The organism is Kitasatospora sp. NPDC059817 (genome assembly GCF_042731835.1).
Lineage (GTDB): Bacteria > Actinomycetota > Actinomycetes > Streptomycetales > Streptomycetaceae > Kitasatospora.
Genome location: NZ_JBHWIR010000005.1, coordinates 63,397 through 83,673 on the forward strand (window position 1 = coordinate 63,397; position 20,277 = coordinate 83,673).

The following is a 20,277-nucleotide window of genomic DNA, read 5'->3' on the forward strand; positions in this document are numbered from 1 at the left end:
GGGGGGGGGGGGGGGTGTGGGTTTTCTGCGCCGGTCGGGGCCCCCCGTGGGCGTCCCCCGGCGGGGGTGGGGGCCGGGGGGGGGGGGGGGCCCCCGACGGGAACGGTTCAGCTCAGCGCGGCCTGGGACTCCACGACCACGCCGTACAGGTCGCCGATCGTCGCCAGGGCGCTGCGGTGCAGCTGGGCGGCGGTCACCCGGGTGCCCGCCGAGGCGAGCGGGCGGGTCGCGCAGGCGTCGGCGACGACCGTCGGCCGGTTGCCGCGCAGGAAGGCGCCCGCGGTGGTGAAGGCCACGCACATGTGGGTCATGAAGCCGGCGACCACCACGTCCTGGTGGCCGGCCTCGTCGAGCAGGGTGCCCAGGCCGGTGCCGACGAAGGCGTCCGGGGCCTGCTTGACGACCACGGCCTCGCCCTCGACCGGCGCCACGGCGGGGTGGATCTGCCCGATCTCGGCACGGACGTCGTACGGGGTGCCCGCACCGCCGTCGTTGATCACGTGGATGACCGTGGCGCCCGCCGAGCGCGCCCGGGCGAGCAGGGCCGCGGCCGCGTCGAGCGCCTCCCGCCAGCCCTCCAGCTCCATCACGCCGCGCACGTAGGTGTTCTGGTAGTCGATCAGGATCAGCGTGGACGCGGCGAGCGTGGCGGGCGTCTCGTCGAAGCCGTTCAGGGCGCGCAGGGTCGTCGTGGGCATGAGGGGACCACCTTCGGTTCGGTACACGGGTAAGGGCGGGCGGCGGCTGCGACGGCCGCGGCGGCCCGGCCCCTGGAACGCTACGACCGGCCACCGGATGTCGGCAATGCCGTCTAACCTGCAGATTCCGACATCGAGAGAGCACGAAGAGAGCGCAGGTGGGGCCGTGGGCGCCGTACAACGACTGATCGTCATCGTCCTGTTCGAGGGCGTCGACCTGCTCGACGTCACCGGACCGCCCGAGGTGTTCTCCCTCGTCCGGCGGGAGACCGGCGACGCGACCGGCTACCGCGTCGTCCTCGCCGCCGCGACCACGGACCCGGTCACCACCGCCGCCGGCGTGCGGATCCTGCCCGACCTCACCTTCGACGAGGCCGCCGCGAGCGCCATCGACACCCTGCTGGTGCCCGGCGCCGTCGAGGTGGACGGCCAGCGCCGGGTCCACCCGCGCACCGACCCGGCCGTGGTCGACCGGGTGCGCACCCTCGCCGGGCGCTCGCGCCGCATCGCCTCGGTCTGCGTCGGCGCGCACCTGCTCGCCGCCGCCGGCCTCCTCGACGGCAAGCGCGCCACCACCCACTGGTCGACCGCCGCGCAACTGGCCGCCGAGTACCCGGAGATCGAGGTGGACGCCGACCCGATCTTCATCCGCGAGGGCGACGTCTGGACCGGCGCGGGCATCAGCGCCTGCCTCGACCTCTCCCTCGCCCTGGTCGCCGAGGACTTCGGCGAGGAGCTCGCGCTGAGGGTCGCCCGCCAGCTCGTGATGTACCTCAAACGCCCCAGCGGCCAGAGCCAGTTCAGCGTTCCGCTGGAACCCGTCTCCACCACCCGGCGGGTCGAGGAGCTGCGCCACCACGTCCTGCGCAACCTCACCGGCCGGCTCACCGTCCCCGACCTCGCCGCCCACACCCACGTCAGCGAACGGCAGTTGACCCGGATCTTCAAGACCGAACTGGGCACCACGCCCAGCGCCTACATCGAGTCGGCCCGGGTCGAGCTCGCCCGCCACCAGCTCGAATCCACCGATGCCACGCTCGAACGCGTCGCCGCCGACTGCGGGTTCGGCACCACCGACACCCTGGTCCGGGCCTTCCGCCGCCGGCTCGACACCACCCCGACCGAGTACCGCCACCGCTTCCGCACCACCACGCCCGCGCCCCCGGTCAGAGCGGCAGCCGGACGGTGAACACGGTGCGCCCCGGCCGACTCGCCGCGTCCACCGTGCCGCCGTGCGCCCGGACCACCGCCCGCACGATCGACAGGCCGAGCCCCGTCGACCCGGTCGAGCGCGAGCGGGCGCGGTCCCCCCGGACGAACCGCTCGAACATCCGGTCCGCCAGCTCCGGCGTGATCCCCGGGCCGTCGTCGGCGACGGCCAGCCGCACCTCCGCCCCGGCCGGCTCCAGGCTCAGCTCGACCTCGGTGCCGGGCGGGGTGTGGGTCCGGGCGTTCGCCAGCAGGTTGACCACCACCTGGCTGAGCCGGTCCGCGTCCCCGCGCACCAGCACCGGCTCCTCGGGCAGCGCCAGGCGCCAGCGGTGCCCGGGCCCGGCCGCCCGGGCGTCGGCCACCGCGTTCAGCGCGATCCGGGTCAGGTCGACCTCGGCGTCGGCCAGCGGCCGGCCGGCGTCCAGCCGGGCGAGCAGCAGCAGGTCCTCGACGATCGCGCCCATCCGCACCGCCTCGGCGTCGATCCGCTCCAGCGAGTGCCGGACCGGCCCGGGCACCGCGCCCGGGTGGCGCAGCGCGAGTTCGGCGTGGCCGCGGACCGCCGCCACGGGGGTGCGCAGCTCGTGGCTGGCGTCGGCCGCGAACGCCCGCAGCCGCTCCTCCACCGCGTGCCGGCGGGCCAGCGCGTCGCCCACGTGCCCGAGCATCCGGTTGAGCGCCGCGCCGACCCGGCCGACCTCCGTCCGCGGATCGTCGTCCGGGACGCGTTCGGCCAGCGTGACGGCGCCGCTGGCGAGCGGCAGCGCGGCCACCCGCTCGGCCGTGCCCACCACCCGCCGCAGCGGACGCAGCGACCAGCCGACCCAGACCGCCCCGGCCGCCCCCGCCCCGGCGACGGCGATCGCGAAGACGGTCAGTTCCAGGGTCGCCAGCCGGTCCACGGTGTCCTCGGCCGGGCGCAGCGGCAGTCCGCTGACCAGCACGTCGCCGTCCCGGCCGGCCACCGCGCGCACCCGGTAGTGGCCCTGCGCGCGGCCCAGGTCGACGGTGCGGGCCGGCCCGCCGACCGGCAGGGCGGCGAGGGCCCGCTGCTCGGCCGGCGAGAACACCAGCCGGTCGTCGGCGCTCGGGCCGTTGGCGTCGTCGGCGTCCCCGTCGACCACGCCCGCCGCGGTGACCCGGCCGTCCAGCAGCCGGGCGCCCAGGGTGCCGGGGGTCTGCGCCCGGGTGTCGGTGCCGCCGCCCTGGCCGGCGTGCTCCAGGCTGGCGGCGTAGCGCCCGCCGGCGTCGGCGAGCTGCTGGTCCAGGCGGTCCACCAGGAAGTGGCGCAGCGCCGCCGTGGTGGCGAGGCCGACCGCGGCGCAGGTCACCACCAGCAGCACCAGCAGGCCTGCGATCAGCCGGGCCCGCAGCGTCCGCGGCACCAGCCGGGCGGCCCGGCGGCGCGCCCTGGCAGCGCCCGTGACCAGGCCGTCCGTCGTGGGGCCGCCCGTCGTGGGCCGGCCGGTCACGGGGCCGCCTTGATCAGGTACCCGGCGCCGCGCACCGTGTGGATCATCGGCGTCCGGCCCGCGTCCAGCTTCTTGCGCAGATAGCTGATGTACAGCTCGACGACGTGCGCCTGCCCGCCGAAGTCGTACGACCAGACGGCGTCCAGGATCTGCGCCTTGCTGAGCACCTGCCGCGGGTGGTGCATCAGGTGGGCGAGCAGCGCGTACTCGGTCGGGCTGAGGTCGACCACCTCGCCGGCCCGGGTGACCTCACGGGCCCGCTCGTCGAGGACGAGGTCGCCGAGCACCAGGGCGTGTGCGGGCGGCTGCCCCGCGGCGCCCGGCGGGGCGGCCCGGCGCAGCAGCCCGCGCAGCCGGACCACCACCTCGGCCAGGCTGAACGGCTTGGTCACGTAGTCGTCGCCGCCCGCCGCGATGCCCGCGATCCGGTCCTCGACGGCGTCCCGGGCGGTGAGGAAGAGCACCCGCACCTCGGGCCGCTCGGCGTGGATGCGGCGCAGCACCTCCATGCCGTCGAGGTCGGGCAGCATCATGTCGAGCACCACGGCGTCCGGGCGCCAGTGCGCCGCCGCCCGGACGGCGGCCAGACCGGTGGTCTCGCCCCGGGCCTGCCAGCCCTCGTAGCGGACCGCGCCGCAGACCACCTCCACCAGGTCCGGTTCGTCGTCGACGACCAGGACCCGCCAGTCCTGCCGGTCGGCGCCCCGCTCGGCGGTGTCGTCCATGGTGCTCCCTGGGTGCAGGCGGTCGGCCGCCTTCATCCTGGCCCACCGCGATGAGAAAGCCCTGAGACCGGCAGTCGCCCGCAGAGCCCGCTCCACCCGCCCTGACCTGCGGCGACACCGCCGGGGGCGACGGGGGCGGCGGCACCGGTTCAGAGCCGGCTCAGAGGTTGCGGTGCGATCGTGGTGCGCCCCGGCGGTGCTCGCCCGCCGGGCCCGAAGGAGGATCCCCGATGGCCACCGCCGCCCCGCCGAGACCCGCCGCCCGCACCCGCCGGGCGGCCCCGCGCCACCCGGCCGCCGCCCGGCCGGACGCGGTGCTGGGCCTGATCGCCGCCGGGGCGCTCGGCGTCCTCGCGCTGTGGTGGTCCGACACCCCTGCGGTCGCCGGCGCGGCCGGCTGGCTGACCGGGGCGGGCCGGATCACCGGTCTGCTCGCCGGGTACGCGGCGCCGGTGCTGCTCCTGCTGATGGCCCGGCTGCCGCCGGTGGAGCGCGGGGTAGGCGCCGACCGGCTGGCCCGCTGGCACGCGTTCGGCGGGCGCTGGCTGGTCGCCGTGGTGACGGTGCACGTGCTGTCGGTCGTCTGGGGGTACGCGCTGACGGACGGGCGCGGCCTGTTCGGCGAGGGCGTGGAGATCGTCCTCCACTACCCCGAGATGCTCAAGGCCGCGCTGGGCACCCTGCTGATGCTGGGCACCGGCGCCGTCTCCGCCCGGGCCGCCCGGCGCCGCCTCCCGTACGAGGCCTGGTACTACCTGCACCTGGCCACCTACCTCGCGGTGGCGCTCGCCTTCGGCCACCAGCTGGCCACCGGCGCCGACCTCGGCGACGGCCCGGCCCGCGCCGCCTGGTACGCGCTCTACCTCGGCACCGCCGCCCTGCTGGGCTGGTACCGGCTGGCCCGGCCCTGGCTGCTCGACCGCCGGCACCGGCTGCGGGTGGCGGAGGTGCGGCGGGAGGGGCCGGGCGTGGTGTCGCTGTTCCTGACCGGTCGGCGGCTGGACGAACTCCGGGCCGAGCCGGGCCAGTTCTTCCGTCTCCAGTTCCAGGCGCCCGGCCTGCGGTGGGCCGCCAACCCGTACTCGCTGTCCGCGCCGCCGCGCCCGGACTTCCTGCGCTTCACCGTCAAGGACCTCGGCGGGCACAGCGCCGCGGTGGCCGCGCTGCGCCCGGGCACCCCGGTGCGCGCCGAGGGCCCGTACGGGGCGTTCACCGGGCGGCTGCAACGGCGGCGCCGGGTGCTGCTGCTCGGGGCGGGGGTGGGGATCACCCCGCTGCGGGCGCTGTTCGAGACGCTGCCGGGCGAGCTGACCCTGGTCCAGCGGGCCGGGCGCCCGGAGGACGTGCTGTTCCGGGCCGAGCTGGCGGAGGTGGCCCGGCGGCGGGGCGCCGCGGTGCACGAACTGGTCGGCCCGCGGGCGCGGATCGGCGACCTCGGCCGCGCGCTCGCCCGGCTCGTCCCCGACCTCGCCGAGCACGAGGTCTACCTGTGCGGGCCGGACGCGCTGGCCGAGGAGGCCGTCCGTTCGCTGCGGGCCGCCGGGGTGCGGGCGGGGCGCATCCACCGGGAGTCCTTCGACTTCTGAGCCCGCTCGCCGAGCCTGCCGGACCTGCCGAGACCCGTCACAACGCCACCTCCGCCACACCCCCGAGGAGCCCCGCCCATGCGCCGAGCCGTCGTCACCGGTGCCGCCACCGCGGCCGGAGTCGTCCTGCTGCTCTCCCTCAAACCGCACGGGGCCGCCGGGCCCGCGCCGGTGATCAGCTCCGGAGGCACGGGCTCGTCCGGTACCGCAGGCTCGTCAGGCGGCGCGGGTTCGTCCGGCGCCACGGGTTCGTCCGGTACCGCCGCCGGGGCCTCCGACGCCACCGCTGGGCCGTCGGGCTCTCCCAGCGCACCGGCCGCCGGTGCCGCGGCCGGCGCCGGCGGCACCCGGAAGGTCACCGGCGACGCCGTGAACACCCGTTACGGCCCCGTCCAGGTCGAGGTCACCCTCGCCGGCAGCCGGATCACCGCCGTCGACGTCGTCAAGTACCCCACCGAGGACCGCCGGGACCGCGAGATCAACAGCTCCGCGCTGCCCCTGCTCAACCAGGAGGCGATCGCCGCACAGAGCGCCGGGATCGACGTGGTCAGCGGCGCGACCTTCACCAGCGACGGCTACGTCCGCTCCCTGCAGAGCGCGCTCGACCGCGCCGGGCGGTGAGGCGCGGTGCTCCGCCACGCCGAACCCGTCATGGGCACCGTCTTCTCGATCGCCGTCCGCGATCCCGGCCCGGACACGCCCGCCGCGCTCCGCCGGATCGCCGACCGGCTGCACCGGATCGACGCGGTGTTCTCGCCCTACCGGCCGGACAGCGACATCAGCCGCCTCGACCGGGGCGAACTCGCCCTCGCCGACTGCGATCCGCAGGTCCGCGTCGTCCTGGCGGCCTGCCGCGAGGTCGCCGCGCAGACCGACGGCTTCTTCACCGAGCGGCCCGGCGGCCGGCTCGACCCGAGCGGCTGGGTCAAGGGGTGGGCGGTCGAGGAGGCGGCCGGGCTGCTGGCCGCCGCCGGGGCCCGGCAGTACTGCGTCAGCGGCGGCGGGGACGTGCAGACCGCCGGCGGCCCGTGGCGGATCGGGGTCGCCCACCCGCTGCGGCCGGGCGCGCTGGCCGCCGTGCTGGGCGGCGACGGCCTCGCGGTGGCCACCTCCGGCACCGCCGAGCGCGGCGCGCACATCCTCGATCCGCACACCGGCCGGCCGGCGTCCGGCCTCGCCTCGCTGACCCTGGTCGGCGCCCCCGGCACCGGGATCGCCCGCACCGACGCCTGGGCCACCGCCGCCTTCGCGATGGGCCCCGACCGCGCGCTCGCCTGGGCCGCCCGGCAGCCCGGCGTCGAGGCCCTCGCCGTCCTGCCCGACGGGACCAAGCGCTGGACGCCCGGCCTGCCCCGGCACCTCCCGCCCACCGGCCCCGCCGACTGGCGGCCGGCCGCCCCGGCGGCCTGAGCAGGGCCGTTTGCGCGCCAACTGGCGTTCGAACGCTGATAGTTCACTCCATCAGGTGAAGAACTCGATCATGACTCATCCGCCTCGACCCGGGTGGCCGATAGTGGGGAGACCGATCGGACGCACACCATCCGGTCCCACCGGAACGCGTGGACCCACGGACACGCGTGAACCCACGGAAAGAGGTAGCGACACATGCCCACCGAGGCCACCCGGCGGATCGACCTCGTCTTCTCCCTGTTCGACGCCAACCGCAACGGCGTCGTCGAGGTCGACGACTTCAACCTGATGACGGCCCGCGTGGTCGCGGCCGCCGCCGATTCGGACGAGGCCGCGAAGGCCGCGATCCGCGCCGCCTTCCGGCGCTACTGGACCACCCTGGCCGACGAGTTGGACACCAACGGCGACGGCGTGATCAGCCGCGAGGAGTTCGGCGGCTTCGTCCTCTCGCCCGAGCGCTTCGGCCCCGCCGCCGGCGAGTTCGCCGACGCCCTGTCCGCGCTCGGCGACCCGGACGGCGACGGCCTGATCGAGCGTCCGCTGTTCGTGGCGCTGATGACCGCGATCGGCTTCGAGCACGCCAACATCCACGCCCTCTTCGACGCCTTCGGCCCCACCCCCGAGGACCGCATCACGGTGGCCGTCTGGGCCGCCGGGATCCGCGACTACTACGCCCCGGACAAGGCCGGCATCCCCGGCGACCTGCTGGTGGGCCAACCGGCCGCCTGATCTCCCCGGGGCACGCACCCCGGATCGGCTGAGCGACGGCGCCGCCGCCCCGCGCCTGCCCGGCGGCGCCGTCCCGCGCTTCACGCACCGGGCCCGCGGCGCCCGCGCCACCACCCACGACCGGTCCGCCGTCCAGCCTGTCCGGCCGATCCTGCCGGACAGGACCTGGTCGCGGCTTCCCGAAGTCCGAACACCAGGAGGGACCATGGCCACCGCCGCCCGCCCCCGTGCCGGCGTCGACGAGGGCGTCGGACCGACCGCCCTGATGGTCGCCGCCGCCCGCGCGATCGAGACCCACCGCCCCGACGCCCTCGCCCGGGACGCCCACGCCGAGCACTTCGTCCGCGCCGCCCGGTCCTCCGCGCACTGGCCGGTCCACCCCCGGGACGTCCCGGACGGCGAGGCCGATCCGCTCTGGGGTCGGCTCGGCCGCTACTTCGCCCTGCGGACCAGGGCGTTGGACGACCAGCTGCTGTGGTCCGCCCACCTGGGCGTCCGCCAGGTGGTCCTGCTCGGCGCCGGCCTGGACACCCGGGCCTTCCGGCTCGACTGGCCCGCCGACCTCGCCGTCTTCGAGGTCGACCGGCCCGAGGTCCTCGCGTTCAAGCAGCGCGTCCTCGACCGGCTCGACGCCCGGCCGACGGCGCGCCGCGTGCCGGTGGCCGCCGACCTGCGCGGCGACTGGGCCGACGCCCTCACCGCGGCCGGCTTCCAGCCCGCCGAGCCGACCGCCTGGCTCGCCGAGGGCCTGCTGCCCTATCTGCCCGCCGCCGCCGAACAGCGGCTCGCGGCCGCCGTCGACCGACTCGGCGCCGCCGGCAGCACCTTGGCGTACGAGGCCAGGCTCGGACCGGAGTCCGCGGCGGTCCGCGACAACCCCGTCTACACGACCGCCCGCGAGCGGCTCGGCGTCGACCTGCTCGCCCTGTTCGACGCCGGGCCCCGCCCCGACACCACCGCCGATCTCACCGCGCGCGGCTGGTCCACCACCGTCCACACCCCGTTCGACTTCACCCGCCACTACGGCCGCGGCCCCCGGCCCGAACCCCACGACGCCTTCGCCGCCGACCGCTGGGTCTTCGCCACCCGGTGACGCCCCCGCTCCGGGCCGCCCGGCCGGCTTGCGCGGTTCTGCGCACAGTCCGCCGCCCCACGGGCCCGGCGTGATCCAACGGACACGCCCTAGACTTCGGCCATGCTCAAAGCCGACCGTACCGCCCGGATCCTCACCCACATCACCGAGGCGGGCAGCGCCGATGTGCACGAGCTGGCCGGCCTCCTCCAGGTGTCACCGGCCACCGTCCGCCGGGACCTCCAGGAACTGCACGAGCAGGGCCTGCTGCACCGCACCCGTGGCGGGGCGGTCACCGGTGCCGTCAACCTCGAACTGCCGCTGCGCCACAAGCACGGGACGCGGCAGGCCGAGAAGCGGCGGATAGCGCTGGCGGCCGACCGGCTGGTGCCGGACGGCGCCGTGGTGGGCCTGACGGGCGGCACGACGACGAGCGAGCTGGCCCGGGTGCTGGCCGAGCGCGGCGGGATCACCATCGTGACCAACGCGGTCAACATCGCGGCGGACCTCATCGTCCGGCCGGACGTCCGCCTGGTGGTGGTCGGCGGCCTGGCCCGGACCACGAGTTACGAGCTGGTGGGGCCGGCCGCCGACCGGATGCTCGCCCAGTACCACCTGGACCTCGCGTTCATCGGGGTGGACGGCCTGACGGCGCAGGAGGGCTGCACCACGCACGACGAGATGGAGGCCCAGACCGACCGCGCGTTCCTGCACGCCAGCGCGCGCTCGGTGGTCCTGGCGGACAGCACCAAGATCGGCCGGGTGACCTTCGCCAAGATCTGCCCGCTCGCCGAGGTGCACGACCTCGTCACCGACGACGAGGCCACCGCCGCGCAGGAGAAGGCGATCGCCGCCTGCGGGGTCCGGGTCGCACGCGTCTGACCTGTTCACACGGGGTGCCCGGCCGGGGAGAACCGGCCGGGCTTTCTGCTGCACCGCCAGTTGTCATGCAACGGTCCGATAACGACATCCGGGCGACACCTCGACCCCGCCGGTCCGCCTCGTGAATACTGCCCGACGCCACGCTCTTTCGAATCTGCTCAGAACCAGCGCTCTTCAAGCAACTAGGATCAAGCGGCGTACGAAGGCGGTAACTGCGGTGAACACACGTGTACGTGCCCTCTGGGCGGTCTGTGCCGTCGGCGCGCTCGCCCTCACGGCGTGCGGCGGCAGCAGTGGCGGGTCCTCCCCGAACGGCGCCGTGACGCTCAAACTCGTCGCCGCCGACTACGGCGAGAAGGAGTCCAACAGCTCCAAGGCCTACTGGAACGGCGTCGCCACCGCGTTCACCGCGGCCAACCCCGGCATCAAGGTCGACGTCCAGGTGATGAACTGGAACGACATCGACAAGCAGGTCAAGACGATGATCCAGAGCGGCAACGTCCCCGACGTCCTGCAGACCGGGGGCTACGCCGACAAGGTCGCCGACGACCTCCTCTACAAGGCCGAGGACGTCCTGTCCGCCGACACCCGGGCCGACCTGATCCCGAGCTTCGCCGACGCCGGCCGGGTCGACGGCGTGCAGTACGGCATCCCGTTCGTCTCCTCCGCCCGCGCCCTCTTCTACAACAAGGCCGTCTTCCAGCAGGCCGGCATCACCCAGCCGCCCACCACCTGGGACGAGGTGCGCAAGGACGCCGAACTGATCAAGGCCAAGGCGCCCGGGGTCACCCCCTACGCGCTGCCGCTCGGCCCGGAGGAGGCCCAGGGCGAGAGCATGATCTGGGAGCTCGGCAACGGCGGCGGCCCCACCGCCAAGGACGGCACGTACGCCATCGACAGCCAGGCCAACGTCGACACCTTCCGCTGGCTCAAGGCCAACCTCGTCGACACCGGCCTGACCTACGCCAACCCGGCCACCACCGACCGCAAGACCGCCTTCGCCGACTTCGCCGCGGGCAAGGCCGCCATGGCCGACGGCCACCCCTCGCTGATCCAGATGTCCAAGGACGGCAAGGTCGACTACGGCGTCGCGCCCGTCCCCGGCAGGACGGGCCCGCTCGCCTCCACCCTCGGCGTCGCGGACTGGACGATGGCCTTCAAGAAGAACGGCCACCGCGACCAGATCAGGAAGTTCCTCGACTTCGCGTACTCCAAGGACAACACGCTCGCCTTCGACGAGACCTACAACCTGCTGCCGGTCACCCAGGGCACCCTGCGCGAGATGACCGCCAGCGGCAAGCACAAGGACCTCGAACCGTTCTTCGCCCTCCTGCCGAACGCCGCCTTCTACCCGCTCGGCAACACCACCTGGGACGCGGTCTCGGCCGAGCTCAAGAAGAGCATCGGCACCGCCGTCGCCGGCGACCCGGCCAAGGTGCTCGGCGACCTGCAGAAGAAGGCCCGGGACGCCGTCGCGAACAAGTAGGGCACGCCCGCCCCGGCCCGCGCCCCGTCCGAAAGGCACCGCCGTGTCCCTCGACTCCCCCACCCCCCAGGCCTCCGGGCCCGGCCGGCCCGCCCGGACGGGCTCCGGCCCCGGCCGGCTCGGACCGCTGCCGTGGATCGCCCCGGCCGTCCTGCTGATCCTGGCCGTCGTCCTGTGGCCCGTCTACGAGATGGCCCGCACCTCGTTCCTGCGCATCAGCACCAGCGGATTCGTCCGCGGCTCCGCCGGGCTGGACAAGTACCGCAAGCTCTTCGGCGAGGCCGACCTCGGCCGGGTGCTGCTCTCGACGGTGGTCTGGACGGTGGCCGTCGTCGGCCTGACGATGGCGCTCTCGCTCGGCCTGGCCCAGCTGTTCAACCAGCGCTTCCCCGGGCGCAGGTTCGCGCGCTGGGCCCTGATCGCCCCCTGGGCCGCGTCCGTCCTGATGACCGCCATCGGCTTCCGGTGGATGCTCGACCGGACGGCCGGCGTGCTCAACACCGCGCTGACCGACCTCGGCCTGGTCGACGGCCCCCGGGACTGGCTCGGCGACCCGTCGACCGCCTGGCCCTGGATGGTCCTCGTCGCCGTCTTCGTCTCGCTGCCGTTCACCACCTACACCCTGCTCGCCGGCCTGCAGACCGTCCCCGGCGAGCTGTACGAGGCGGCCCGGGTGGACGGCGCCTCCCCGTGGCAGGCCTACCGGAGGATCACCCTGCCGCTGCTGCGCCCGGCCTTCCTGGTCGGCCTCGTGATCAACCTGATCAACGTCTTCAACTCCTTCCCCGTCATCTGGGGCATGACCCAGGGCGGCCCGGGCAGCGCCACGGCCACCAGCACGGTGTTCATGTACCAGCTGAAGAACACCGACATCGGCGAGTCCGCGGCCATGTCGGTGGTCAACTTCGCCCTGGTGGTGCTGATGGTGCTCGTCTTCCTCAAGGTCGGCCGCTGGAACGGGGAGGAGCGTTGACGGCCCGCCCGCCCACGCGCCGGCCGCGCCCGCCCGCGCGCCGGATCCGGCCGCAGAGCGAGCCGCGGATCCGGGCTCGGATCCGGCCGCGCACCCTGGTCATGGCGGCGGCCGCCTGGCTGCTGGCGGCGGTCTTCCTGCTCCCGTACCTGGAGATGGCCGTCACCGCGCTGCGCCCCGCCGACGAGCTGCGCGACGCGGGCTACCTGCCGCACCACCCCGCCTGGTCCAACTTCGTCGACGTCTGGCGCGAGTCGACGCTCGGCGCCAACCTCAAGGTCACCCTGCTGGTCGCCGGCGGCTCCACCGTGCTGGCGCTGCTGGTCGCGCTGCCCGCCGCGTACTGCACCGCGCGGTTCAGGTACCGGGGCCGCAAGCTCTTCCTGCTGCTCGTCCTGGTCACCCAGATGTTCCAGCCGACCTCGCTGCTGGTGGGCCTCTACCGCGAGTTCTACCAGCTGGACATGCTCAACTCGGTCTGGACGCTGATCCTCTGCAACGCCGCCTTCAACCTGGCCTTCGCCGTCTGGATCCTCACCGCCTACATCGGCTCGATCCCGGTCGAGTTGGAGGAGGCCGCGCTGCTCGACGGCCTCGGCCGGCTCGGGGCGCTGCGCCGGGTGGTGCTGCCGCTGGCCATGCCCGGCGTGGTCACCGCGGTGATCTTCACCTTCATCTCCGCCTGGAACGAGTTCGTGATGGGCCTGACCCTGTCGACGGCCCCGGAGAGCCAGCCGCTGACCGTCGGCATCAACGGCTTCATCGGCAACTACACCGTGGAGTGGAACTACCTGTTCGCCGGATCGGTGGTCGCGATCGTGCCGGTCGTGGTGCTGTTCGCCGTCATCGAGCGCCACGTGGTCTCCGGCCTGACCGCCGGATCGGTGAAGTAGCCCCGGCCGTCCGGGGTGTCGAGAACGGCGACTCTGCCATTGACATGGACCGGCCATAACTGTGAATGTTGCTTGTATTCCCCCATGTTCAAGCAGCTTCGCGCAGTAAGTGAACATCTCTTGCTCATCCGACGGGAGAACACACCGTGCGCTTGGTACGACCTCGCCTCCGCCGGGCCGCCCTCACCGTGGCCCTCACCAGCATCGCCGCCATCGCCGGGCCCGCCCTGCCGGCCCGCGCCGCCACCCCCGGCTCCGCCGTCCTCGACGGCAGCCACCAGAGCACCACCTGGCAGAGCCCCACGTACGCCAAGGGCACCCTCGGCGGCGCCGCCTCCTGCCCGTCCGCCGCCCAGGACCCGGACGGCACCGTCTGCGGCCGCTTCGACCTGACCGTCGACGCGCCCGCCGGCTACTGGGACGACAACCCCGAGGGCGGCGTCCCGCTCTCGATCCAGTGGCAGAACCCCACCGACGACTTCGACCTCTACATCTACGACGCCAACGGCAAGGAGGTCGCCGAGAGCGCGGGCACCGCCAACCCCGAGGCGACCGTCATCCCGAAGGCCTCGGGCACCTACCACGTCCTGGTCGTCCCCTACGACGTGCACGGCGGCTCCTTCACCGGCCGCGCCTACCTGCCGCAGACCGCCGACGCGGGAAACCTCACCTCCTTCTCCGGCGGCCAGGGCAGCTACGACATCGCCGCCGGCACCCTCAAGGCCAAGGTCGACTTCCTCGCCGACGACCAGCTGCGGCTGCGCGCCGCCCCGGACGGCGTGCTCACCGACCCGGCCGGCAGCACCATCATCCGCAAGCAGCCCGAACTCCAGCGCGGCACCTCGTCGTTCGACGCCGGCGACTACTACGGCATCCGCTCCAAGGACCAGGTGCTGCGGGTCTACAAGCACCCCCTGAGGTTCGGCCTGTACAAGGCCGACAACCGCACCGCCGTCTGGCAGGAGGACGCCCCGCTGCGCTGGTCCACCAGCGGGCTGCGGCAGAGCCTGGTCCGCGGCGCCGACGAGCAGTTCTTCGGCGGCGGCGAGCAGAACGGCTCCTTCTCCCACCGGGACAAGACCGTCCACGTCGCCAACAGCACCAACTGGAACGAGGGCGGCTACAACAACTCGCAGCCGTTCTACATCTCCACCGCCGGCTACGGCGTCTTCCGCAACACCTTCGCCCCGGGCAGCTACGACTTCGGCTCGCCCGTGCGCACCGGACAGCAGGAACGGCGCCTGGACGCCTACTACTTCACCGGTGACGTCAAGTCGGTGATCGGCAAGTACACCGCCCTGGTCGGCAAGCCCTTCATGCCGCCCGTCTACGGCCTGGAGCCCGGCGACTCCGACTGCTACCTGCACAACGCCAACCGCGGCGAACGCCACACCACCGACGCGCTCAAGGTCGCCGACGGCTACGTGCAGAACCAGATGCCGCTCGGCTGGATGCTCGTCAACGACGGCTACGGCTGCGGCTACGAGAACCTCGCCCAGACCGGCGAGGGCCTGCGCAAGAACCACGCCCAGCTCGGGCTCTGGACCCAGAACGGCCTGCCCGACCAGGCCGCCGAGGTCAAGGCCGGCGCCCTGGTGCGCAAGCTCGACGTCGCCTGGGTCGGCAACGGCTACGACTTCGCGCTGAACGCCTGCGACCAGGCCAAGGCCGGCATCGAGGACGGCAGCGACGCCCGCGGCTTCGTCTGGCTGCCCGTCTCCTGGGCCGGCGCCCAGCGCTGCGGCGTCCTGTGGAGCGGCGACCAGAGCCTGTCCTGGGACTACATCCGCTGGCAGATCCCCACCTACGCCGGCGCCACCATGTCCGGCATCGCCTACAACACCGGCGACGTCGGCTCCATCTACCGGCGCGACCCGAAGATGTACACCCGCGACCTCCAGTGGAAGTCCTTCCTCCCGGCCATCATGACCATGGACGGCTGGGCCAAGGACATGGCCGGCAAGGAGCAGCGCGACCAGCAGCCCTGGCTGGACGGCGAGCCGTACACCTCGATCAACCGCAAGTACCTCCAGCTGAAGGAGCGGCTGCTGCCGTACATGTACACGCTGTCGGCGGAGGCCACCAGGACGGGCATCGGCGCGGTGCGCCCGCTCGCCCTGGAGTACCCGGACGACCCGGCGGCCCTCGGCCCGAACGCCAAGTACGAGTTCCTGGCCGGGCCGGACTTCCTCGTCGCACCGGTCTACTCCGACACCTCGGTGCGCGACGGCATCTACCTGCCCAAGGGCACCTGGACCGACTACTGGACCGGGCGCACCTACCAGGGCCCCACCACGATCAACGGCTACTCCGCGCCGCTGGACACCCTGCCGCTGTTCGTCAAGGGCGGCTCGATCGTGCCGATGTGGCCCGAGGGCACGCTGTCCTGGGAGAACCGGGACCGCACCCGGCTCGACTACGACCTCTACCCGCAGGGCGACTCCTCGTACACCCTGTACGAGGACGACGGCGTCACCCGCGGCTTCGCCGCCGGCGCCTCGGCCACCCAGCGGGTGGACGTCCGCGCCCACGGGCCGGTCACCGTCGTCAAGGTCGGTGCCAGCGTGGGGAGTTACACCGGCAAGCCGGCCGAGCGGGGGTACCGCTTCACCGTGCACGGCAAGCCCGCCCCGCGCCTGGTCGTCACGCAGGGCGGACCGCTGCCCCAGCTGGACTCGGCGGCGGCGCTCGACTCGGCCGCCTCGGGCTGGTACCACGACGCCGCGACCGGGGTCACGCAGGTCAAAACGCCTGCCGTCGCCACCGACCACGGCTTCTCCGTCGAACTGATCCACGGCGGCCGCTGACCGGCCGGATGCCGCAGGGCCCCCTCGCGAACCACTGCGAGGGGGCCCTGCGGCGCTCCGGGGCCGCCGTGTCCGGGGCCGCTCTGTCCGGGGCATTCCCCGGCCCGCCCCCGTCCCGTAGCGTGGCGGGGGTGAACGCGAACCCGTCCACCCCCGCCCGGTACGACGCCGTGATCGTCGGCGGCGGCCACAACGGGCTGGTGGCCGCCGCCTACCTCGCCCGGGCCGGACGCCGGGTCCTGCTGCTCGAACGGCTGCCCCTGGTCGGCGGGGCCGCCGTCTCCACCCGGGCGTTCCCGGGCGTGGACGCCCGGCTGTCGCGCTACTCCTACCTGGTCAGCCTGCTGCCGCACAAGATCGTCCAGGAGCTGGGCCTGCGGCTCGACCTGCGGCGCCGCCGGATCGCCTCGTACACCCCCACCGTCCGGGACGGGAAGCCCACCGGCCTGCTGGTGGACGCCGCCGACCCCGGCCGGACCGGGGAGGCGTTCCGGGCCCTCACCGGAACCGACCGGGAGTGGGAGGCCTGGCAGCGCTTCTACGGCATGACCGGGCAGGTCGCCCGACGGGTCTTCCCGACCCTCACCGAACCGCTGCCCGCACGCGCCGAACTGCGCCGGCGGATCGCCGACGACGCCGCCTGGACCACCCTGTTCGAACGGCCGCTGGGCGAGACGATCGAACGGACCTTCAGCGACGACCTGGTCCGCGGGATCGCCCTGACGGACGCGCTGATCGGCACCTTCACCCACGCCCACGACCCCTCGCTCCGGCAGAACCGCTGCTTCCTCTACCACGTGATCGGCAACGGGACGGGCGACTGGGACGTCCCGGTCGGCGGCATGGGCGCGGTGACGGACGCGCTGGCCGAAGCGGCCCTGGCCGCCGGTGCGGAGCTCCGCACCGGGTGCGAGGTCACCGCCATCGCCACCGACGGCCACGGCGACGCCGAGGTGACGTACCGCCACCAAGGCGGCGAGGCCACCGCGGCGGGCCGCCGGGTGCTGGTCAACGCCGCCCCGGCCACCCTGGCCCGCCTCCTCGGCGAGGAGCTCGGGCCCGCGCCCGCGCCCGAGGGCGCCCAGCTGAAGGTCAACCTGGTGCTGCGCCGGCTGCCGCGCCTCCGGGACGCCGGCGCGGACCCCCGGGAGGCCTTCGCGGGCACCTTCCACATCGCCGAGGGCTACCGGCAGTTGGAGACCGCCTACGCCGAGGCGGCGGCCGGCCGGATGCCCTCCGCACCCCCGTCGGAGATCTACTGCCACACCCTCACCGACCCCAGCATCCTGGGCCCCGAAGCCGTCCGCCAGGGCCTCCAGACGCTGACCCTGTTCGGCCTGCACATGCCCGCCCGGCTGTTCACCGACCCGGCCGCCAAGGAGCGCGCCCTGGCGGCCAGTCTGGCCCAACTGGACGAGGTGCTGGCCGAACCGATCGTCGACTGCCTCGCGCCGGACGCTACCGGCCGACCCTGCGTGGAAGCCAAGACCCCGCCCGACCTGGAACGGGAGATCGGCCTGCCCGGCGGCCACATCTTCCACCGGGACCTCTCCTTCCCGTTCGCGACCGGGCCCGTGGACGGCCCCGCCGCCCGCTGGGGCGTGGCGACGGCCCACCCGAACGTCCTGCTGTGCGGCGCGGGCGCCGTCCGCGGCGGCGGAGTCAGCGGCATCCCCGGCCACAACGCCGCCCGGGCCGCCCTCGAATCCCTGTCCGACTAGGACATATCGGCGCAGGTCAGCCCCGGTCTGCGTCGGCCTCGGCGATGGCCTCGGCGGTGGTCTTCAGGTCGTGCAGCCACCCGTCGAGGCCCTGACGCAGGATCGCGGTCGCGGTGGGGACGTCCGCGTCGACCTGGGGCCCGGTGTGGGTCTCCTCGGTGCTCACCCGGACGCCGCCCTTGACCTTGGTGAAGTTCCACACGTGGACGCCGTCGATGTGCAGCCCTTCGGCGTCGGCGGGGCCGGTCCAGCGGAGGCAGGACTCCCGCTTGAGCTGCTGGACGGTCGAGGTGATGTCCAGGCTGGTGGCGGTGGTCGCGGGGTTGGGCGGGAGCGGGGTCGTCCACCGGAACGCCGAACCCGGGCGCAGGCGGCCGTGGTCGAGGCGCTCCGCGCTCGCGACGGGGCCCTGCCAGGACGGCCAGCGCTCCACGTCGGTCTGCAGCTTCCAGATGGTGTGCAGCGGCGCGTGGATCACCGTCTCGGCCCGGTAGCGGACCTGGGCCCGGGGGTCGACGCCCTCGCCGCGGCAGGTCAGGGACGGACCGGGGCGCGAGGTGGCGGCCCCGGCGGGCGCGGCCGCGGCGCCGAGGAGGCTGACGACGAGCGGGACGGCGAACAGGGCGGCGCGGATGCCGGTGCTGCGGGTGCCGGACATGGAATTCCCCTTGGTCGAGTGTCAGTTGGTGGGCGGGCGTTGCCTGTCGAGCTGCGAACGCGGCGGTGGCCCTGCGCTCGTGCGGTGGCCCTGCGCTCGATAGATGCTTGCGCGTTCGTTAGAAGTTATAACGCGGATCCGCGTGAGGGGTCAACAGCTTTCGTGACACCCTCTAACCAGAGGCTCGAACGGTGAGCGGCGGAGCGCCCCCAAACTCTCCTTATGGGACGGAACGTGTCGAACCCGGGACCCTACGTGACCTTCGCCCCCACCCCGGTCGGCGCGACACCGGGCCACCCGGCCATAAGTCCTGCTTGGCGAGGGGCCTATGAACCGTCGTTGGACGCGGCGGCGCGATCGGCTCGATGTTGGCCGCATGACGTCTCCCGCCGCGTCCGACGCGGCCGCCGTGAACCACCGCAGGGCCCCGCACGAGATCGCCGTGGTGGGCGCAGGCGCCGCCGGCACCCTGACGGCGCTGCGCCTGCTCCACCACGCGGCCGCCGGGAGACCCGCACCGGCCCGGATCTGGCTCATCGACCCCGGGCCCGCGGGCCCGGGGCTGGCGTTCGGCACCGACGCGCCGCACCACCTGCTGAACGTCCGGGCCGGCCAGATGAGCGCCCACCGGGACGACCCCGGCCACTTCGTGCGCTGGCTCGGCGACCGCGGCGGCGAGCACGACTTCGTCCCCCGGCGCCTCTTCGGCCGCTACCTCGCCGAGAGCCTGGCGGCGGCGGCCGACCAGCCCGGCACCCCCGACCTGGTCCGGGTCCCCGACCGCGTCGTCGCCCTCACCCACCGACCGCAGGCGACCACCCCGCCGCTGCGCCTGTGGCTGCACGACGGGCCGCCGCTCGACGTCGACGCGGCGGTGCTGGCCCTGGGCAACTTCGCACCCGGCCAGGCCTGGGCACCGCCGGCGCTGCGCGACTCCGGGCAGTTCCTGGCCGACCCCTGGGCACCCGGCGCCCTGGCGGCCGTCCCCGAGGACCGCGACGTCCTGCTCGTCGGCACCGGCCTGACCATGGTCGACATGGCGCTCAGCCTGCAACGCCCCGGCCGCGTCGTCCACGCCCTGTCCCGGCACGGCCTGGTCCCCCGACCCCACGCCACCACCCCGCTCACCGCGCCGGTCGCCCCGCTCACCATGCCGGTCGCCCCGGTCGCCCCGCAGCTCGACGCCCGTGCGGGGCTGCCCGCGCTGCGCCGGGCGGTGCTGTGCCAGATCGCCCGCTGCCGCCGCGTCCACGGCGACTGGCGGGCCGGGGTCGACAGCCTCCGCCCCCTCACCAGCGCCCTGTGGCAGCAGCTCCCACCCGCCGACCAGGCCCGGCTGCTGGCCCGGGACCTCCGGCTCTGGGAGACCCACCGCCACCGGATCCCGCCGGTCAGCGCCAAGGCCCTGCGCGCCGCCGTCGACGCGGGTCTGGTCAGCATCGGCCGGGGCACCGTGGCCGACGCCAAGACCACCTCGGACGGCCCCGACGGGGGCGGCGAGGTCGGCGAGGTCATCGACGTCCGGCTGGACGACGGCCGCGCGCTGCGGGTGGGGGCGGTGCTGAACTGCACCGGCTCCGAGGCCGAACTCACCCGGGTCGACGACCCGCTGATCACCGACCTGCTCACCACCGGCCTCAGCTCCCCCGCCCCCGGGGGGGGGGGGGGGGGGACCCCCCCCCCCCCGCCCGGCCCACCCCCCCGGCGGCCGGGCGCCGGCACCGCTGTGGACGCTGGGCTCGCTGCGACGCGGCAACCTGCTGGAGACCACCGCCATCCCGGAGATCCGCTGCCAGGCCGACGACCTCGCCCTGCTGCTGGGCCGCGGCGCGGTGGGGACGCCGAGCGGGCCGGGAGCGCCGAACGGAGCGGTACCGGCCCGCTGAGCGGGCACGCACGTCAGGGGGGGGGGGCGCGGGGCGGGCCCGCGCGCGCCCGCGCGCGGGCCGCCGC

General features: G+C 74.5%; 17 protein-coding genes. 13 read left to right on the forward strand and 4 right to left on the reverse strand.

Annotated features, from left to right (window positions below; genetic code table 11):
- Positions 1–107: 107 nt before the first annotated feature.
- Positions 108–698, reverse strand: coding sequence for an isochorismatase family protein (locus tag ACFV61_RS02065; RefSeq protein WP_380489546.1), 591 nt, complete (start codon positions 696–698; stop codon positions 108–110).
- Between the two features lie 166 nt (positions 699–864).
- Between ACFV61_RS02065 and ACFV61_RS02070 the strand changes: the two genes are divergently transcribed.
- A complete protein-coding gene (locus tag ACFV61_RS02070) occupies positions 865–1,887 on the forward strand; it encodes a GlxA family transcriptional regulator (RefSeq protein ID WP_380489548.1) in 1,023 nt (340 codons plus the stop codon).
- On the opposite strand, the gene ACFV61_RS02075 is transcribed toward ACFV61_RS02070, so the two are convergent.
- Positions 1,865–3,340, reverse strand: coding sequence for a sensor histidine kinase (locus tag ACFV61_RS02075; protein ID WP_380489570.1), 1,476 nt, complete (start codon positions 3,338–3,340; stop codon positions 1,865–1,867). The two genes, ACFV61_RS02070 and ACFV61_RS02075, sit on opposite strands and share 23 nt — an antisense overlap.
- A 38-nt stretch (positions 3,341–3,378) precedes the next feature.
- The gene (locus ACFV61_RS02080; RefSeq protein WP_063350464.1) at positions 3,379–4,107 is read right to left on the reverse strand and encodes a response regulator transcription factor; all 729 of its coding nucleotides are present in this window, start codon (positions 4,105–4,107) and stop codon (positions 3,379–3,381) included.
- 230 nt (positions 4,108–4,337) lie between these two features.
- Here ACFV61_RS02080 and ACFV61_RS02085 point away from each other — a divergent pair, with 230 nt between their 5' ends.
- From ACFV61_RS02085 to ACFV61_RS02135, 11 genes are all read left to right on the forward strand, one after another.
- The gene (locus ACFV61_RS02085; RefSeq protein WP_380489550.1) at positions 4,338–5,693 is read left to right on the forward strand and encodes a ferric reductase-like transmembrane domain-containing protein; all 1,356 of its coding nucleotides are present in this window, start codon (positions 4,338–4,340) and stop codon (positions 5,691–5,693) included.
- Between the two features lie 78 nt (positions 5,694–5,771).
- Positions 5,772–6,314, forward strand: coding sequence for an FMN-binding protein (locus ACFV61_RS02090; RefSeq protein WP_380485563.1), 543 nt, complete (start codon positions 5,772–5,774; stop codon positions 6,312–6,314).
- 30 nt (positions 6,315–6,344) lie between these two features.
- Positions 6,345–7,103, forward strand: coding sequence for an FAD:protein FMN transferase (locus ACFV61_RS02095; protein ID WP_380489572.1), 759 nt, complete (start codon positions 6,345–6,347; stop codon positions 7,101–7,103).
- 195 nt (positions 7,104–7,298) lie between these two features.
- Positions 7,299–7,832 carry an EF-hand domain-containing protein gene (locus ACFV61_RS02100; protein ID WP_063350461.1) on the forward strand — a complete coding sequence of 178 codons (534 nt, stop codon included), beginning with the start codon at positions 7,299–7,301 and terminating at the stop codon, positions 7,830–7,832.
- 205 nt (positions 7,833–8,037) lie between these two features.
- The gene (locus ACFV61_RS02105; RefSeq protein WP_380489552.1) at positions 8,038–8,925 is read left to right on the forward strand and encodes an SAM-dependent methyltransferase; all 888 of its coding nucleotides are present in this window, start codon (positions 8,038–8,040) and stop codon (positions 8,923–8,925) included.
- A 102-nt stretch (positions 8,926–9,027) separates the two neighbouring features.
- Positions 9,028–9,786, forward strand: a complete 759-nt coding sequence (locus tag ACFV61_RS02110; RefSeq protein WP_380489554.1) for a DeoR/GlpR family DNA-binding transcription regulator — start codon at positions 9,028–9,030, stop codon at positions 9,784–9,786.
- Between the two features lie 217 nt (positions 9,787–10,003).
- A complete protein-coding gene (locus ACFV61_RS02115; protein ID WP_380489556.1) occupies positions 10,004–11,272 on the forward strand; it encodes an extracellular solute-binding protein in 1,269 nt (422 codons plus the stop codon).
- Between the two features lie 43 nt (positions 11,273–11,315).
- Positions 11,316–12,245 (forward strand): carbohydrate ABC transporter permease, encoded by a 930-nt coding sequence (locus ACFV61_RS02120; protein ID WP_380428075.1) that lies wholly within the window; start codon positions 11,316–11,318, stop codon positions 12,243–12,245.
- 101 nt (positions 12,246–12,346) lie between these two features.
- Positions 12,347–13,138, forward strand: a complete 792-nt coding sequence (locus ACFV61_RS02125; protein WP_063351631.1) for a carbohydrate ABC transporter permease — start codon at positions 12,347–12,349, stop codon at positions 13,136–13,138.
- Positions 13,139–13,290: 152 nt separating this feature from the next.
- Positions 13,291–15,945 carry a TIM-barrel domain-containing protein gene (locus tag ACFV61_RS02130; RefSeq protein WP_380489558.1) on the forward strand — a complete coding sequence of 885 codons (2,655 nt, stop codon included), beginning with the start codon at positions 13,291–13,293 and terminating at the stop codon, positions 15,943–15,945.
- Positions 15,946–16,076: 131 nt separating this feature from the next.
- On the forward strand, positions 16,077–17,666 hold the full coding sequence (locus ACFV61_RS02135; protein WP_380489560.1) for a phytoene desaturase family protein: 1,590 nt from the start codon (positions 16,077–16,079) through the stop codon (positions 17,664–17,666).
- Between the two features lie 16 nt (positions 17,667–17,682).
- Here the strand turns inward: ACFV61_RS02135 and ACFV61_RS02140 are convergent, their stop codons facing one another.
- Entirely contained in the window at positions 17,683–18,324 is a 642-nt protein-coding gene (locus ACFV61_RS02140; protein ID WP_380489562.1) for an SRPBCC family protein, read from the reverse strand.
- A gap of 376 nt (positions 18,325–18,700) precedes the next feature.
- On the opposite strand from ACFV61_RS02140, the gene ACFV61_RS02145 reads away from it, so the two are divergent.
- On the forward strand, positions 18,701–20,277 hold a 1,577-nt coding region (locus ACFV61_RS02145; RefSeq protein ID WP_380489564.1), incomplete at its 3' end, for an FAD/NAD(P)-binding protein.

Coding starts and splice junctions, on each gene's coding strand:
- ACFV61_RS02080 (WP_063350464.1), bottom strand. CDS start 4,107: ATGGACGACACCGCCGAGCGGGGCGCCGACCGGCAGGACTGGCGGGTC.
- ACFV61_RS02100 (WP_063350461.1), top strand. CDS start 7,299: ATGCCCACCGAGGCCACCCGGCGGATCGACCTCGTCTTCTCCCTGTTC.
- ACFV61_RS02105 (WP_380489552.1), top strand. CDS start 8,038: ATGGCCACCGCCGCCCGCCCCCGTGCCGGCGTCGACGAGGGCGTCGGA.
- ACFV61_RS02110 (WP_380489554.1), top strand. CDS start 9,028: ATGCTCAAAGCCGACCGTACCGCCCGGATCCTCACCCACATCACCGAG.
- ACFV61_RS02125 (WP_063351631.1), top strand. CDS start 12,347: ATGGCGGCGGCCGCCTGGCTGCTGGCGGCGGTCTTCCTGCTCCCGTAC.
- ACFV61_RS02140 (WP_380489562.1), bottom strand. CDS start 18,324: ATGTCCGGCACCCGCAGCACCGGCATCCGCGCCGCCCTGTTCGCCGTC.
- ACFV61_RS02065 (WP_380489546.1), bottom strand. CDS start 698: ATGCCCACGACGACCCTGCGCGCCCTGAACGGCTTCGACGAGACGCCC.
- ACFV61_RS02095 (WP_380489572.1), top strand. CDS start 6,345: ATGGGCACCGTCTTCTCGATCGCCGTCCGCGATCCCGGCCCGGACACG.
- ACFV61_RS02085 (WP_380489550.1), top strand. CDS start 4,338: ATGGCCACCGCCGCCCCGCCGAGACCCGCCGCCCGCACCCGCCGGGCG.
- ACFV61_RS02090 (WP_380485563.1), top strand. CDS start 5,772: ATGCGCCGAGCCGTCGTCACCGGTGCCGCCACCGCGGCCGGAGTCGTC.